Source organism: Megamonas sp., assembly GCF_986095205.1.
On the sequence record NZ_CFQVBI010000065.1, the window covers coordinates 70966 to 87694 of the forward strand.

Here is a 16729-nt window from a genome sequence, read left to right on the forward strand (position 1 = left end):
ATGGCTTACGAAGAAATAAAAGAACAGATATGCGATATTTGTCATAAAATGTGGCAATTAGGTTGGGTTGCTGCTAATGATGGTAATATAACAGTAAAATTAGATGATGGTACTTTCCTTGCTACACCAACAGGAATTAGCAAAAGTTTCATCACTCCTGAAAAATTAGTACGTATTAATGCAGAAGGCGAAATTTTAGAAGCAAATGAAGGATATAGACCATCTTCTGAAATCAAAATGCATTTACGTTGCTATGCTGACCGTGAAGATGTAGGTGCAGTGCTTCATGCACATCCCCCAACAGCTACTGGCTTTGCTGTAGCTCATGTACCTTTAGATAGATATGATATGATTGAAACAGTAGTAGCATTAGGTTCTATTCCTATCACCCCTTATGGAACACCTTCTACTTACGAGGTACCTGAAGCTATTGCACCTTACATTCAAGAACATGATGCTGTATTATTAGAAAATCACGGTGCATTAACTGTTGGTTCTAATTTGGTGGAAGCTTATTACAAAATGGAAACATTAGAATTATTTGCTAAAATCAACTTAAATGCTTATCTTTTAGGTGGACCAAAAGAAATTTCTCGTAAAAATATTGATAAACTCATCAACTTACGCAGCTACTATGGCGTAAAAGGCAGACACCCAGGTTATAAACATTATAAAGAAGACTAATTATTTACGAACAGCCCAATATATTATTGGGCTGTTTTTTTATATATATTAACTTTAAATATTATGTATTATTTTGTTAATTTATTTTGTTTTATGATTTTATATAAAATTTTCAAATAATTTATTAAAAGTGAATATTATTCTATTTTTGGTGATAATATAACAAGATTTAATACCTAGGTGTTGATATAATAAGGTTAAAAGTTAACAGTGAGGAGTGAAAACATGAAAAAAGATGTTAAGGTTTTAGCCTTAGATTTTGGAGCTTCTAGTGGTAGAGCTATCATTGGTAGTTTTGATGGTGAAAAAATTTCTTTAAAAGAAATACATCGCTTCACAAATGATCCTGTGATTTTACTAGATACTATGTACTGGGACGTATTAAGATTATTTCATGATATAAAAATTGGTTTGATTAAAGCAAAACAAGAAGGTGAAATAAAAAGCCTAGGTATAGATACATGGGGTGTGGATTTTGGTCTTTTAAATAAAGATGGTAAACTCTTAGAAAATCCTGTTCATTATAGAGATGCTAGAACAAAAGGTATGATGGAAAAAGTTTTTGATAAATTGGATAAAGATACTGTTTATAGCATTACAGGTAACCAATTTATGGAATTAAATACTCTTTTCCAATTGATGGCATTGAAAGAAAATCAACCTGAATTATTGCAAAAAGCTGAAACTTTATTATTAATGCCGGATTTATTAAATTATTTCTTATCTAATGAAAAATGTACGGAATATACAATAGCATCCACAACTCAATTATTAGATGCTAAAAACAAAACTTGGTCTTCAGAAATTATTGAAAATTTGGATTTACCGAAAAATATATTCACTAAAATTGTTCAACCAGGAACAAAAATTGGTAAGTTGAGCAAACAAATCAGTGAAGAATTAGGAATAAATGAAATAGATGTAATTGCTGTAGCAGGACATGATACTCAATCAGCTATGGTAGCAGTACCAACTCAAGAAGATGACTTCATATTCTTATCTTGTGGTACATGGTCCTTATTAGGAACAGAATTAAAAACACCTATAATCAACGAAACTTCCGCAAGTTTGAATATTACTAATGAAGGTGGAGCAGATAATAAAACTTCCTTCTTAAAAAATATCATCGGCTTATGGCTCATTCAAGAAAGTCGTCGTCAATGGATTAGAGAAGGTAAGGAATATGGCTTCGGTGAACTCGAACAGATGGCTAGTAAAGTGGGCATGATAAATTCCTTTATTGATACAGATAGTGAAGAATTTATTCCAGCAGGTAATATTCCAAAACAAATTCAAGAATATTGCAAACGCACAGGTCAATATGTTCCTCAAAATGAAGCAGAAATCGTTCGTTGTATAGATCAGAGCTTAGCTGTTAAATATAGATTTGCTTTAGAACAGATTGAAATAGCTACTGGCAAAAAATATGATACATTAAACATCATTGGTGGCGGTATTCAAAGTAAATTATTATGTCAATTAACAGCTGATGTTTGTGGTAGAAAAGTAGTGGCAGGCCCTGTAGAAGCTACAGTAATGGGAAATATTGCGCTACAGTTAATGGCTTTAGGTGAAATAAAAGATATTAAAGAAGCACGCAAGATAATTGCTAATTCTGAAAATGTTACTGTTTATGAACCTCAAAAAGATGAAAATTGGAACGAAATATATAAAAATGTTAAGGAGAGTCTATTATGTTAAAAAATATTCCTAAAATATTATCACCTGAATTATTAAAAGTACTTTGTGAAATGGGTCATAGCGATAGAATTGTTATCGCTGATGGAAATTTCCCAGCAGAGTCCATGGGTAAAAATGCAATAGTAATCAGATGTGATGGACATGGTGTTCCTGAATTATTAGATGCAATTTTAAAAGTTTTCCCATTAGATATTTATGTTGATAAACCTGTTAATCTCATGGAAGTAATGCCTAGTGATACAGTAGAAACTCCTATTTGGGATACTTATAAAGAAATCGTAGCTAAACATGATGAACGTGGAGCAAATGCTATCGGCAATATTGAAAGATTTGCTTTCTACGAAGAAGCTAAAACAGCTTATGCTATTATCGCTACAAGTGAAAAAGCTCTTTATGCTAATATCATGTTGCAAAAAGGTGTTGTAGTAGATTAATTATGTGATTTTTGTTCGTGTATAAATATTTAAGAGAGGTTTTATCATGGAAAATAATGCAAATACATTAAGTGAAAAAAATGTTGCAAATAATAGCAGCAGTATACCAGTAGTTCCTGCCCAATATAGAATTTATTTCTTCTTACTAGTATCTTGTTTTGCTCTTTGGGGTATGTTAAATAACATGAATGATACTTTAGTTCCTGCTTTTGCTAAAATCTTTATGATTAAAGCAGTTGATTCTTCTTTAGTACAAGTTGCTTTCTATGGAGCGTATGCTGTACTCGCTATGCCAGCAGCCTTTATTGTTAGAAAATATTCTTATCGTGTTGGTGTTTTAGTAGGTCTTGGTTTTTATATGATAGGTGCATTTGGTTATATCCCAGCAGCTTTATTACAAAGTTATAATTTATTCTTAATATCAATCTTTATCTTAGCTAGTGGTTTATCTGTATTAGAAACAACATGTAATCCATTCGTATTATCTTTAGGTGCTCCAGAAACAAGTGTTCGTAGATTGAACTTTGCCCAAGCATTCAACCCTGTAGGTTCAATGGCTGGCTTATTTTTAGCTAAATATTTAATATTAGCAAATTTAAATCCTGCTGATTTAGATGAAAGATTACTTATGTCATCTGAACAACTTGCAGAAATACGACATACAGAACTTTTCTGGGTGTGTGTTCCTTATGTTGGTTTGATTTTAATTGCATTCATCATTTGGGTTATTTTCTTTAGAAGTAAATTAAATGAAAAAGATGGTCGTGTAGCAATGACTGTTATTGAAGCTTTTAAAAAGTTATTTTCTAATCCTCGATATTATTGTGGTGTTATCACTCAGTTCTTCTATGTAGGTGTACAGATTGCAGTTTGGACATGGACTATCAAATATATAATGATTACTAAAGGTTTGGTAGAACATGAAGCTGTAGATTATTTCATTGTAGCAATGGTTTTATTTATTATTTTTAGATGGATATGTGTATATTTAATGAAGTATTTTGTTCCTGCAAAAATGATGGCTGTATTTGCTTTGGCAGGTATTTTATGTTGTTTAGGTACAATATATATTAAAGGAGATTTTTCTGTATATTGTTTAATTGCAATTTCTGGTTGCATGAGCTTAATGTTCCCAACAATTTATGGTATTGCTCTTCGTGGTCTCGGTGCTGAAGTAAAATTCGGTGCAGCAGGTTTAATCATGGCTATCTTAGGTGGTGCAATAATCACTCCTATCATGGGGTGGTTAGTTGACTCTAGTGCATTAAGCTTCATGGTTAGTGGTTTCTCCGCAGCAGAAGCAGCTATTAGAACAGCATTCTATTTACCTGTAGTATGTTTTGCAGTTGTTTTAGGATATTCTTTAGCTTTCCGCAAAACAAATGATTAATTAATAAATAATTTTGAAAGAGGGTCTTTTTGTGAAAAATAATGTTATAGCAATCAGTCGTCAATATGGTAGTGGCGGTCGTGAACTCGCAAATATTTTAGCTGAAAAATTAGGTTATAAATTATATGATAGACAAATCGTGCATATGGCTGCTGCTCAATTAGGTATTAGTGGCATGAGCGAACAAGAGTTAAAAGAATTTGAAGATAATGTGCCACCACTTTCTCTAAAATTCATGCCATTTTACATTTTTGGTATGAGTGGTGCTAAACCAATGAACCACAAAATGTTTGAACAAGAATCTGAAATTATTCGCCGTTTAGCTAAAGATGGTAATTGTATTATTCTTGGTAGATGTGCAGATGCTGTTTTACAAGGCAATGAAAATGTATGTTCTGTATTTGTTTGTGCAAATGATGAATATCGTGAAGAACGCGGTAGAACAGTATATGATGGAAAATCTGTTATTGAATTAAATCAAGAAGATGCTAAAAGAGCTGAGTATTATGCTTATTATACAGGCAAAGAATGGGGAAATCCTAAAAATTATGATTTAAGTGTTAATACTAGCCATAAATCCCTTGAAGATATTGCAGATGTAATTATTGAATATATCAATAAAAAATAAATCCCTCAATAAAGAAAAAAGATAGACAGAAGATCTTCTGTCTATCTTTTTTTATTTAGATAAAAAATAAAGCTTCTACAAAAGTGGTCAGTAGAAGCAAGTATTTTAGGGATTAATGTAGTTTGTTACTATTATATTTTTATATTTATCTAGTTTAATTATATAAGGATAAATATTATTTTGTCAATATATAATTAAGTTAGATGACTATACTTTTTATTAATCATTAAAGAATACTTTATCAAAAGATTCTACTTTTGTTTTAGGATTATGGAAAAAAATTTCTTGTTCTTTTCTTTTTTTATTAGCAGAATACTGTAAAGTATATTTTAATATATGAATATCACGGTATATTTCTTCTATATGTTTATTATTATCATAAGTAGTTATCCAATGATATTTATTCAGCTTTTTTATAGTATTAGATAACTCAATGTGTTTATCATGATTAAAAGAATTTTTATATAAATTTTTTCCTTGTTTATAATATGGTGGATCTAAAAAAATAAATAGATTGCTATACAGTTCTTTTAATAAAATGTCATTAATCAAACTTATGGCATCTAAATTATATAATTGAATATGATTAGCATGTTTAGATATTTCTTCAAATTTTTTTATAAGCTTTGTTTTATTAAATCTACAGTCTATTTTATATTTTCCATTTTGTTCATATCCACCAATTGGACCACCTGTGATTATTCCAGAACGATTTGTTCTATTTAGAAAAAAAGTTGCTATGGCCAATTCAAATTTATATTGATGACTATCTTTTAAATTATTATAAATATTTTTTTGCGCATACCATGTATTTAGATTTATTGGTAATTCTTGTATAGTTTTTATAAACTTTTTTGTTTCATTAAGGAGTGCATACCAAAAAGAGTAAATAGCAATATCTAAATCATTTAATATTATAGAATTAACTTTATTTGTAAGTAACAATTCCATGGCCACACCAGCTCCACCAGAAAATGGTTCACAATAAATAACATTATTTAATTTATTTATTTCAATTGTGTGTTCTACAAACTTTGACATTTGTGTTTTACCACCAGGATATCGTAATGGTGATTTAGTTATAGGCATAATATATGCACCTCCTTATAAATAAGATAACATATTTATTTTCATTTGGCCATAAATTTTTATAAAGCATTTATTTTGTTTTTTATTGTAGTTAAAATTTCATCAGTAGATTTTATTTTAGCTATTTTATTATGCAGTTTAAAAAACTTTTCATTAAAATCTAGTACTATATTTTTATTAGCTTTTATCCATCTTTTATACAATTTATTATTAGAACGACCCCATTCTTTTTTTTGTGAAATAAACCAATTTTTAAATGCTTGAATATTATTAGATTGAATTTCTAAAGAATTATAATCTTTAAAACACATTTGGTAATTATATTTACCTATATCCTTAGACCAGAATTCATCATCTGTAGGTAATGACTTTAAAAAATAATACATTTCAATTTCTAAAGCTTTATTCCCAGGAAGAGCAATTATATTATGATGTTTTTTGGTAATTTGATTTGCTTTATCGCCATCAATGATAAATAATATCTTTTCAAATTCAGGTATTTTTTTTGAAGCTAATCTTAAACATACATCAGATGGTAATGCGGTTTCATCATTCTTTTTAACATCATTATTTATTTTTAAAAAATCATTATACATATTAAAAGTTATTGCTTTAAAAAATTGAGCAGCGGTACTATCTTCAAATATTGTAGTAGTAAGATATATTTTTCTTTCTATGGTATTTGCTGATAATTCTGCGCAAATATCATCAAAAGAAACATTACTATTTGCGTAAATATTATTTCCTCGTTTATATAATGCAATAATAGATGATTTATTTTTATATTTTTGACTACATAATTCTATCATTTTAGTTGAATGTGTTGTACAAATAATTTGAAGAGAATAAATATCAGACATTTCAATTAAAAATTCAAGTAATTTTATTTTTGCTAACTGATGTAATGTAGCATCTACTTCATCAATTAATAACATACCACCTTGATAATTATCTTTTAATTGTTCTTTTAATCTTTTAAACGACAAAATAGCTGATATTATTTGTCCAATATTATCTTGTCCTGCAGAATTTGTTTCTGCATCATAAAAAGAAGTTTTACATCCTAAAAAGTCTTTAATGTCAGTAGATACATATTCTGGAGAAACATTTTCTTGAAGAACAGTAATGTTTTTTTGCCATGTTGAATAAAAGCTAATTTCATCTTTAGTAAGTTTATATGATGTATCTAATTCAATTTTTTTACTATTAGCTAATGGATATAATCTATTTAAACCTAAATAAATTACGGGATGTGGGAAATTACCTTCTCCTCTATGTCTAGTTTTTCCTACAACAAATCGTATATTATTATCATTATTATTTGTTGTAGGTCTTGATTTTGTTTGTACTGGAAGTTTTAATATTTTATCATCTAGTTCTAATTCTATGTCATAAAAATATTTTTTATCTTTAGGATTATCATAAATAGGTGACATTCTAAATACATCTGAAAATTGAGATTCAAATGTTTTGCCTAGTATTGTTTTTACCTCAGATTTTTTTATATTATCATATACATTAGTATAAACTTTATATTCTGCTGTAAATTCGAAAGGTTGACAAAGCATACCCAGCAAAGTTGATTTCGATGTTGCATTTTGACCAACAATTAGTGTTAAATTAGGATTTATATTCAATTTTAATTCTTTATGGAAGTTTCTAAATTGATGAATATCTAATGATTTTAAACGTATTATTTTAATCAATCCTTTTGATATATAATTAATTTCTATTATTGTTTTTTTATTTATTATAACTATATAAATTTATCTTATGTTAAATGCCTACAATTAATTTATATATTAAATATCTTCCTTCTCTATTCTAAAGACGTTTATGGTGTCTATATCTGGGCAACAAAATACAGCTGTGCCTTTTGGTTGATTAGGTATAGAACCACCATATCTCAATATATCAATATAAGGAAATGCTACATGCATCGCCATAGGGCATAATTCGCCGCGTTGTGTATCAAAATCAAAACTATCACCTATCTTATGACCACGATGACAACCGCAAGGTCCTTTTCTATCGATTAATGTTATTTTTATTTTAGGGCGTTTTGCCATAATAATCACCTCGTAAATATTTTATCATATTTGTTTATTATATAAAATATTACCTCTATTTTTATATAGGTATATCATATATAATACATAAATTTATTATATATTTAAAATTAATAATAATTAAATTTTAATAATTGTTATTTAAATATATTTTTTACATTTTAGATAAATGTATTAATTAAATAATTATTATTAATAAACTAAAAGTAAAATATACAGAAAATTGAATATATTGTTGGCGGATTTTATTTGTTATTATTTACTAATTATATAAATTGATGATATAATTAAATCAACTTCCTATTTCATAAAAAATAGGAAGTTAATTTAAAAGGCAAACTTATTTTTGAAAAAATAAATTCATTATATATAAGAATTTTATTTAAAATCGATTTTAAGAGGTTTTATTTTCTTTTGCATATATTTATATTAAAACGAAAAATAAAATGCTCAAAACTGCTATAATTATAATAAATAATTTTTATAAATATTTAAAATCAATAAATTATTAATATAAAATAGATAACTATATAAAAATAATAATTTATATGTAATAAAAATAAATTTAAATCAATATTTATTATTATTTTTATTGCATGGGTAAATTGATATATAATAAATAATTTTATCTTATATTGGAATAGGAGTGAGATTTTTGGCAAATTTAATAAAAATAGATGATAATGATTTTTTAGTAAAAGATTATTTACGACAAGAAGAGATAAATGAAAATACTTTATTATTGAATTATAAAACTTTATTGAAACGATATCTTTCTCAAGGTGAACCATCAGAAGACACTTTAAGAAATTATTGTTCTGCTATTGATAGTTATATAAAATGGTGTTTAACAAATAAAGTGCATCCATTAAAGATAACAGAATATCAATTTATGTACTATCGAGATTTTTTAATAAAAATGAATATGAAAAAAGGTAGCATTAAAGTAAAGTTAAATGCGATAAAACAATTCTATAATATTGCTGTAAAATTAAAATTGATAGAAAATAGCCCTGCTAAAGATGTAGGTGTGAAAATACATGAAGCAAGTGAAATCTCTCCTATGAAATTTCTTACATTAGAACAATTACGAGATTTATTAAATATTATACCTGATTACGATGAAAAACATATTGAATATTTAAGAGATAAAATCATCATTATGCTTATGGCATTAGAAGGATTGAGAACAGTGGAAGTTCATCGCATGTCTGTTAATGATATAAATTGGGAGATGAAGACAATATATATTCATGGTAAAGGGCATAATGATTTTATTTATCCGCGTGATGATGTTTTAATTTTATTACAAGAGTATTTAAAAATACGACCATTTGAATTTGCCTTTATTGATGAATTTGGAGAGCCAGTATTTACAACTTTGACTAATCAAGTAAAAGGAAAAAGAATGGATAGACGAGGTATTCGCTATAATGTAGATAAATGGCTGACTAAAGCAGGATTAAAAAAAGAAGGTATAAGTTGTCATATGCTCCGCCATACATGTGGCACTTTACTTTATAAAGATACAAAAGATTTACAAATAGTAAAGCAGGTTTTGCGTCATAGCAATGTTAATATAACTAGTAAATATGCTCACATCTATAATAAAATGGATAAGCGTTATACTACTGGCATTAATTTAAATGAAAACATAACTACTGAAGATAAAAAAAAGGCACACAAATAAATGTGTGCTTTTTTATTTTTATTAATTTGTTATTAATTTATCTACCAAATAATTTATTCAAAAGACCTTGCTCTTTGAATTCTGTGCTAAAGAATTTAGTTGCACTATCCAATCGCATAATCACTTTATCGCCGACTACATCTGCTTCCAATTCAGGTGGAAGTGATTCAGCAATGCGCATAGGGGTCATCTTACCTACAGAAGATAAGCTTTTATCTTCAAAGATCAACTGATTATTTTTCTTGTTAACTTCAAAGAAATCACGATTTAGACGATATTGTCTTTGGAAGAATTTAATCATGATTTCATTTACAGCTCTACTATCAAAATAATCTTTCATAGTAAGAGGTCTCATATAGCTTGGAATATCTAAACCACATTCTTTAAAGATAGATATTATTACTTCAGAGCTTATATTATATAAATCTATGCTACTAGAGCCTAAATCATTAATTTGACTTAAATACAAATTAATATGAGGAATGATTTTTGCTAGATATTCGCTATAGAAATTATTTCTCATTTTTTGAATTAATTCGGAGCATGGACTTTTTTGTTGACGTGTAAATTCGTTATTCCAGCTGGCATTTACATGGAAAACGACCATACGTTTAGTAAGCTCATTTTTTAAGCTATTTAAATCTTTATTAGCTGTAAGTAAAATAGCTGAATAATAATTTAAGTTTTCTGGTTTAGTTTCACGAATGATGCGTTCTTCTTGTTTGATGATATTTCCACTGTTATTAGTAAATTGAGTTTGAGTGATATCATCAATTAATATAGGTAAACCTTTTATATCACAGAGAAGTGAATCAATGCGTGTCTTCGTGAAGTTATTTTGACCAAAAGCTTTATACAAAGCAGAATCAGTCATCATTTTCATTAATAAAGAAGCATAGATTGTTTTTCCTGCATTTGATTGACCACATAATAAAGCTACTATCGGATATGTAAATACTTCATCAGTTACAGTAGCTTCTCTAATTGTAGTACGCACACGTGCTAAAAATGGAGATAAAAAGCACCATGACATCAATTTGAAATACTCAAATTTTAAAGGTTCAATATTTTTAGCTGGTACAGCTGTATTAAATCCTTCCATATATTGTAAATAAGTTTCAGCATCACGTTTTACATCGCCACGATAAGGGCGGAAATTAAATTCGCGTTCATTATAAAAAGCACGATTGCGTTCTGGTTCAATAACTAATTGTGGCATAAATTTTTCAAATTTAGCACGGCGAACTTGAATATTTTCTAATGTTTTACGTTTAATAGTATCTATCTTATCGTTTGTGATTTTAGCCTGTCCTTTACGGTCTGCCTTAGGAATATCTACAAAATCTTTCGCTAAACGCTCGATATCTGAAATATATTCTGCTGTTTTTACGATAGTTGTCTTGCTAACTGCTGGATAGATATGTTCGCTATCTTGTTTAGCTTTATGCAAAATAGGTAAATTTTCGAGCATTTGAGTATCTTCATATGTTATTTCCCATGCATTTTCATTTACTATTTCGCTATTATTCTGTTTAAAATCATTATATATGTTCATATAATAATTGAAAGCATTTTCATCATCAAAATAAACTAAAGCTTGATTGCGATCACTATTAGCTGGTAATTGGTCAAGATTATTACTGCCTAAAATTACTCTAGTTGCTCCTGTCTGTGTATTTTTCAAGCAAAATAATTTTTCAGGATATAATGGCGCATCTGCCAAATATATATTTAAATTACCTTGAGTATATTTTTCTTTAAAATTAGTATAATGTTCTGTTTTATATAATTCTTGCAAAGTATTTTTTTGCATAGCAAATGTATTTTCTAAAGTAGATGGTACAAGTGCAAGGTTGCCAAAAATAATCTCTACTTTGGTGAATAATTCTAAAAGATTAGCTAAGAAATCTATATTAGTAGCTATATTTATAGTATATAATTCATTAAATCCTTCAAATAAATCCAAATATGATATGTTTTCTGGTGCACAAAATTGAGCTTTTACAACATTTACAGTATGTTGTTTAGTCTTACGGTGTGCCATTAAAAAATTCCTCCTAAAAATTTAACATAAAAATAATCCATTATAAATGAGTCCAAATTAGAAATAAATCCTTATATTTCAAGGCTTTATAAAAACTAATTTTTATTGTATCATAAGCAACTACAAATTTCAAAGTGTAGTAAATAAGATACTTTTTAGTTTTATTTTTTGCAATTAATTGAGAAATATTCTCTAAAACACTTGAAAATACATTTCAATACAATTAATATATTATATTAGAGAAATTTTCTACTAGACTTATAGTTAACTCAAGATGCTATATTATAGATACACTACTTAGGGAAGGACAAATTATATGAATAGACGTGATTTTATAATTAAAGGATTAAAATTAGGTGGAGCATTACTTGCAGGAGCAAATATTTCCACTTTTTTAAATTCTATAGCAAATATTAATAATAATGTAGCTAAAGCAGCTGATTATACATTATATGCTTCTGATTTACCAATTGTTGAAAATTATTTCAATTTTACTTCTTTATCTACTAGACCTAGAACTTCACAAATCATAGTTCATCATTCTGCTATTGGCGGAAACGACGATATCACAGCTGCAGATATCCATAGAATTCATCTACAAAATGGTTGGTCTGGTATAGGTTATCATATGTTTATTCGCAAAAGTGGTTTAATTGAAACAGGCAGACCATTAGAAGATATTGGTGCACATACTTATCAACATAATAATAGTAGTATTGGTATTTGTTTATCTGGTAATTTTAATGATGAAATGCCTACAGATATGCAAATTGCTTCTGCAAGTAAATTGATTGGTTTATTATGTCAAATGTATAGTTTAAGTCCAAATGAAAATACAGTATTTGGTCATCGTGATTTTAATGCCACTGCTTGTCCTGGTGAAAATCTATATGCAGATTTATATCATCTCCGCCATATGGCTAGTAATTTCATTTGATAATTAAAAATTAAAGGAGAACACAATATAATGAGAGCTTTACCTAAAGCAGGAGAAATATGGGTTCACTTCAAAGGTGAAGATAAAAAATATTTGATTATTACTGTAGCTACACATACAGAAACTTATGAACAATTCGTAGTTTATAAAGCTTTATATGGTGATTTTAAAGATTATATTAGACCTTTAGATATGTTTATGAGTGAAGTTGACCGCCAAAAATACCCTGATGTTTCCCAAAAATATCGTTTTGAAAAATTAATTTAACAAAAAAATCCTATCTCTAAGAAATCACTTAAAGATAGGATTTTTTTATTTATTGAAATTAATTCTAGTATCTAATTTAGGAATGATATTACCATCATCAATGATATTATATTCTAAATCTGAGCTTTCAATTATAGACTTTAAAAAATTATGAACTTCTAATCTTTCATTGATAATTTCTTGTAAATTCATAATCAAAGATAAATCTATACCATCATTTAAAACATAATTAGATAATGCCCTCTGAAAAATATCTATCTCGATATTTATACCTGATTGACGAAGCTCCGCAAATTTTTGTGCTACCTCTGTAGTCGCTAATTCTTGCAATTCCTGTTGATAAAAATAATTAGTAACACTGATAGCTACATTACCTATTAAATGACCGATAATAGGTATATTTTCTTCTGACCATATAGCTACATTAGAAGCTGTATCAAAATAGCCTTTATATTTTTCAATTACAGGTCTAGTAGCTTCAATATAATCAATCAACTCTTGTCTATGCTGTGAATCCTTCAATAATTCTAGTAAATCATCCCTTATAGCAGCATTTTCGGGATTTAAAAAGCCAGTAATCGTACTGATTGCCAAATTACTAGTATCTGTAGGAGCTGCTTTAGCAGGAGTTGGCACTAAACATAAACAACATATTAAAAGTACTAGCAAAGATAGCTTTTTTAATATTAGCATACGAATCAAATCCTCCTAAATTTTCTTAAAGAGAAATATTTACTTTGATTAAAGTGTACTTTAGAAATATAGTTTTGTCTAGTGTCTAATTTATAAAATATTCTATACGTATAAATAATCTGCCATAACTGGCTGTAAGCCGTTATGAATTAAATCATGATATACTTCGTCTACAGAACGAGTGTCGGCAATTTCAAATTGAGCATCGCCTTTATCTTCGCTTTCTTGGCTATGTTCACCGATGGCGGTACTTACACCAGCGGAAATTTTTGTAGTAGCGATATTTACGAGATTATCACGAACTCTAGCACATTCTCTAGTAGATATAGTGATACTAGCAGATGGCATAAATAAACGATAAGCACATACAACTTGTAAAAGCTGTGCTTCATGTACATCTTTAGGATTGATTTTATCATTATTGATAATTGGACGAAGGCGAGGGCAAGAAAATGCAATCTCTGCATGTGGATATTTTTGTTGTAAATAATATGCATGCATACCTGTAGCCAAAGCGTCTTTTCTAAAATCATCTAAGCCTAAAAGTGCAGCAAAACCAACACCTCTCATACCGCCACGAATTGCTCTTTCTTGAGCATAGAAACGATAAGGGAAAATACGTTTATGTCCAGCTAAATGAAGTGTTTCATATTTATCACTATTATATGTTTCTTGGAATACAGTTACATAATCCGCACCACATTTTTGTAGATAAGCATATTCATCTGTATTCAATGGATAAATTTCAAGTCCAATAACACGGAAATATTTTTTAGCTATTTTACAAGCTTCACCTATATATTCTATACTGGATTGTTTGCGACTTTCACCTGTTAAAATCAAGATTTCCTGCAATCCAGATTTAGCAATTTCCTGCATTTCTTTATCGATTTCATCATAATTCAATTTAGCACGTTTAATTTTATTATGACAATTAAAACCACAATAGATACAATAATTTTCGCAGTAATTGGCAATATATATTGGTGTGAACATATAGATAGAATTACCAAAAAATCTCTTAGTAGTTTTTTGAGCTTTCTGTGCTATCTGTTCAAGAAATGGGAGTGCTGCTGGAGATAATAAAGCTCTAAAATCTTCTGGTGTAATGTGGTCATGACTAAGTGCAGTTTGTACATCTTGAGCAGTATATTTATCATAATCATAACTATCCATATCAGCTATAACCTTATCTAAAATATCGCTAGGTATGACTTCCATATCTGGTAAATATGCCATATGGTCAATACGTTCTTTTTTTAATTCAGCTCTTACTTCATCATTAATAATACTTTCATTAATATGATTATCTTTATTCATTCATCTTACCTCACAATTATTACTGATTAAATTAATAATTAATCTTGTAAAAATCCTGTCAATGGAGAAGATGCACTTGCTCCTTGTGCTTTTACACGACCTAATTTGGCTTCATAAGCGAGGCGTCCTGCTTCAATAGCATAATTAAAAGCTTTTGCCATGCGAACGACATCACCTGCTGTTGCTATAGCAGTATTAGCCATAATAGCAGTGGCACCCATTTCCATAGCTTCACAAGCTTGAGAAGGTCTACCGATACCCGCATCTACAATAATCGGTAAGTCGATTTCATCTATGAGAATTTGAATAAATTCTTTTGTGCATAAACCTTTATTAGAGCCGATAGGAGCCCCAAGAGGCATTACACAACTAGCACCAGCATTTACTAAATCTCTAGCTACATTTAAATCTGGATACATATAAGGCATAACAGTGAAGCCTTCTTTAGCTAAAACTTCAGTAGCTTTGATAGTTTCATAATTATCAGGTAAAAGATATTTACTATCACGCATAATTTCAATTTTTACTAAATCACTGCCACAAAGTTCTTTAGATAAACGAGCTATGCGAATTGCTTCATCAGCATTTCTAGCTCCAGAAGTATTAGGGAGTAGTGCTATATCTTTAGGAATGTAATCTAAAATATTAGCCATACCACCATTATTTACACGGCGAAGTGCTAAAGTTACGATTTCAGCTTTTGCTTCATTGATTGCTGCTTGAATTAATTCTAAAGAATATTTACCAGAACCTAAAATAAATCTTGAATTGAATTGATGTTTTCCTAATTGCCACATAATATGATACCTTCTTTATAAATTATTTTCTAAAATCAATTGAGTGATTAAATTTGCTTGATGACCAGCACAAATAGCTACTCTAGGAGCCATTAAACTATTTTCATTGGATAATGCAGTTTTTTCATCACCACAGATATAAAATTTGCCCATCACCTTACGAGTATGAATTTCATTGCTATGACCAAAACCTGCCATACCACTTCCAGAAATGATATATTTTTCGGGGAAAAGTTCTAATATCTTATTTACTAACATCGCCTTATTTTCAGGAACGTCAAAAGCTTCACAGATGATATCTTCATCTTTAAACAATGAAAAAATATTATCTTCTGTTACTTTTATACAATCAGTAACGATATTTAAATAAGGATTTATCATTTGTAATTGCTCGGCTAGAGCTTGCGTTTTATATTTATTTAGATGTGAGATGAAATAATGTTGTCTATTGAGATTGCTGATATCTACTTTGTCAAAATCAATTAAATGTAAATGACCTACACCTATTCTAGCCAGTGCCACAGCGATATTAGAGCCTAAACCACCAAGCCCAGCTATAGCAACTTTAGCATTGTTCAATTTTTCTTGATTGACTATGCCATGGCGGTCATTTAAAGTTTGATAAATTAATTCTTTTGCCAAAATGTCTGCCATTATCAGCCACCACCAACAAAAGTTACGATTTCTAATTTATCATTAGGATTTAAAATAGTTTGCGCATATTTTGCTTTTGGGACTATTTGACCATTTAACTCTATAGCTATCTTATCTAAAGGATAATTATTTTCTTGCAAATAAGTAACTAAATCCATAGGCAAAGATATTTCTTGATTTTGTCCATTAACTATTATCAAAATAAGACCTCCTTATTTTTTATCTTTTGAGAAATTTTATTAAAAAAGGAGTCCACAAAAAGATACACCCGCGGTGGTGCACCCCTTCATGAACTCCTGTTCAATCACATGGTCAACTCTATGTGATTTTAA

The 16729-nt window shown here is 28.7% G+C and carries 17 protein-coding genes; 8 read left to right on the plus strand and 9 right to left on the minus strand.

From position 1 onward, the window contains the following. From AC5LAX_RS09190 to AC5LAX_RS09210, 5 genes are all read left to right on the plus strand, one after another. Positions 1–684 (plus strand): class II aldolase/adducin family protein, encoded by a 684-nt coding sequence (locus AC5LAX_RS09190; RefSeq protein WP_117585513.1) that lies wholly within the window; start codon positions 1–3, stop codon positions 682–684. Positions 685–909: 225 nt separating this feature from the next. Then, positions 910–2385, plus strand: coding sequence for a rhamnulokinase (locus AC5LAX_RS09195; RefSeq protein WP_288909613.1), 1476 nt, complete (start codon positions 910–912; stop codon positions 2383–2385). Next, the gene (locus AC5LAX_RS09200) at positions 2379–2819 is read left to right on the plus strand and encodes an RbsD/FucU family protein (protein ID WP_288909612.1); all 441 of its coding nucleotides are present in this window, start codon (positions 2379–2381) and stop codon (positions 2817–2819) included. The genes AC5LAX_RS09195 and AC5LAX_RS09200 overlap by 7 nt, the downstream gene beginning before the upstream one ends. A gap of 46 nt (positions 2820–2865) precedes the next feature. Then, positions 2866–4209: an L-fucose:H+ symporter permease gene (gene fucP / locus AC5LAX_RS09205; protein WP_204965295.1), complete on the plus strand. Its 1344-nt coding sequence runs from the start codon at positions 2866–2868 to the stop codon at positions 4207–4209. A gap of 31 nt (positions 4210–4240) precedes the next feature. Continuing rightward, positions 4241–4837, plus strand: coding sequence for a cytidylate kinase-like family protein (locus AC5LAX_RS09210; RefSeq protein ID WP_288909611.1), 597 nt, complete (start codon positions 4241–4243; stop codon positions 4835–4837). A gap of 219 nt (positions 4838–5056) precedes the next feature. On the opposite strand, the gene AC5LAX_RS09215 is transcribed toward AC5LAX_RS09210, so the two are convergent. The 3 genes from AC5LAX_RS09215 to AC5LAX_RS09225 all read right to left on the minus strand — a co-directional run bounded on the left by AC5LAX_RS09215 (position 5057) and on the right by AC5LAX_RS09225 (position 7995). Next, positions 5057–5926 (minus strand): DNA adenine methylase, encoded by an 870-nt coding sequence (locus tag AC5LAX_RS09215; protein ID WP_225091621.1) that lies wholly within the window; start codon positions 5924–5926, stop codon positions 5057–5059. A gap of 59 nt (positions 5927–5985) precedes the next feature. Further along, complete coding sequence (locus AC5LAX_RS09220) at positions 5986–7632, minus strand: AAA family ATPase (RefSeq protein WP_288909610.1); 1647 nt, start codon at positions 7630–7632, stop codon at positions 5986–5988. 96 nt (positions 7633–7728) lie between these two features. Continuing rightward, on the minus strand, positions 7729–7995 hold the full coding sequence (locus AC5LAX_RS09225) for a TIGR04076 family protein (protein WP_288909609.1): 267 nt from the start codon (positions 7993–7995) through the stop codon (positions 7729–7731). Positions 7996–8641: 646 nt separating this feature from the next. On the opposite strand from AC5LAX_RS09225, the gene AC5LAX_RS09230 reads away from it, so the two are divergent. Beyond that, entirely contained in the window at positions 8642–9685 is a 1044-nt protein-coding gene (locus AC5LAX_RS09230) for a tyrosine-type recombinase/integrase (protein WP_493263821.1), read from the plus strand. Positions 9686–9722: 37 nt separating this feature from the next. Here AC5LAX_RS09230 and AC5LAX_RS09235 read toward each other — a convergent pair whose 3' ends face one another. Next, positions 9723–11729 carry a phospholipase D family protein gene (locus tag AC5LAX_RS09235; protein ID WP_288909607.1) on the minus strand — a complete coding sequence of 669 codons (2007 nt, stop codon included), beginning with the start codon at positions 11727–11729 and terminating at the stop codon, positions 9723–9725. 316 nt (positions 11730–12045) lie between these two features. On the opposite strand from AC5LAX_RS09235, the gene AC5LAX_RS09240 reads away from it, so the two are divergent. Together AC5LAX_RS09240 and AC5LAX_RS09245 are read left to right on the plus strand one after the other, a co-directional pair. Then, a complete protein-coding gene (locus AC5LAX_RS09240) occupies positions 12046–12666 on the plus strand; it encodes an N-acetylmuramoyl-L-alanine amidase (protein WP_008537881.1) in 621 nt (206 codons plus the stop codon). 30 nt (positions 12667–12696) lie between these two features. Continuing rightward, positions 12697–12933: a DUF1653 domain-containing protein gene (locus tag AC5LAX_RS09245; protein ID WP_288909606.1), complete on the plus strand. Its 237-nt coding sequence runs from the start codon at positions 12697–12699 to the stop codon at positions 12931–12933. 45 nt (positions 12934–12978) lie between these two features. Here AC5LAX_RS09245 and AC5LAX_RS09250 read toward each other — a convergent pair whose 3' ends face one another. From AC5LAX_RS09250 to thiS, 5 genes are all read right to left on the minus strand, one after another. After that, positions 12979–13626 carry a hypothetical protein gene (locus tag AC5LAX_RS09250; protein WP_008537883.1) on the minus strand — a complete coding sequence of 216 codons (648 nt, stop codon included), beginning with the start codon at positions 13624–13626 and terminating at the stop codon, positions 12979–12981. Between the two features lie 102 nt (positions 13627–13728). Further along, positions 13729–14946: a 2-iminoacetate synthase ThiH gene (gene thiH, locus AC5LAX_RS09255; protein WP_018999350.1), complete on the minus strand. Its 1218-nt coding sequence runs from the start codon at positions 14944–14946 to the stop codon at positions 13729–13731. A gap of 38 nt (positions 14947–14984) precedes the next feature. Further along, on the minus strand, positions 14985–15743 hold the full coding sequence (locus AC5LAX_RS09260; RefSeq protein ID WP_115151419.1) for a thiazole synthase: 759 nt from the start codon (positions 15741–15743) through the stop codon (positions 14985–14987). 15 nt (positions 15744–15758) lie between these two features. After that, positions 15759–16397, minus strand: a complete 639-nt coding sequence (thiF, locus tag AC5LAX_RS09265; protein WP_117585600.1) for a sulfur carrier protein ThiS adenylyltransferase ThiF — start codon at positions 16395–16397, stop codon at positions 15759–15761. A gap of 2 nt (positions 16398–16399) precedes the next feature. Then, positions 16400–16597 carry a sulfur carrier protein ThiS gene (gene thiS / locus AC5LAX_RS09270; protein WP_018999352.1) on the minus strand — a complete coding sequence of 66 codons (198 nt, stop codon included), beginning with the start codon at positions 16595–16597 and terminating at the stop codon, positions 16400–16402. Positions 16598–16729: the final 132 nt, after the last annotated feature.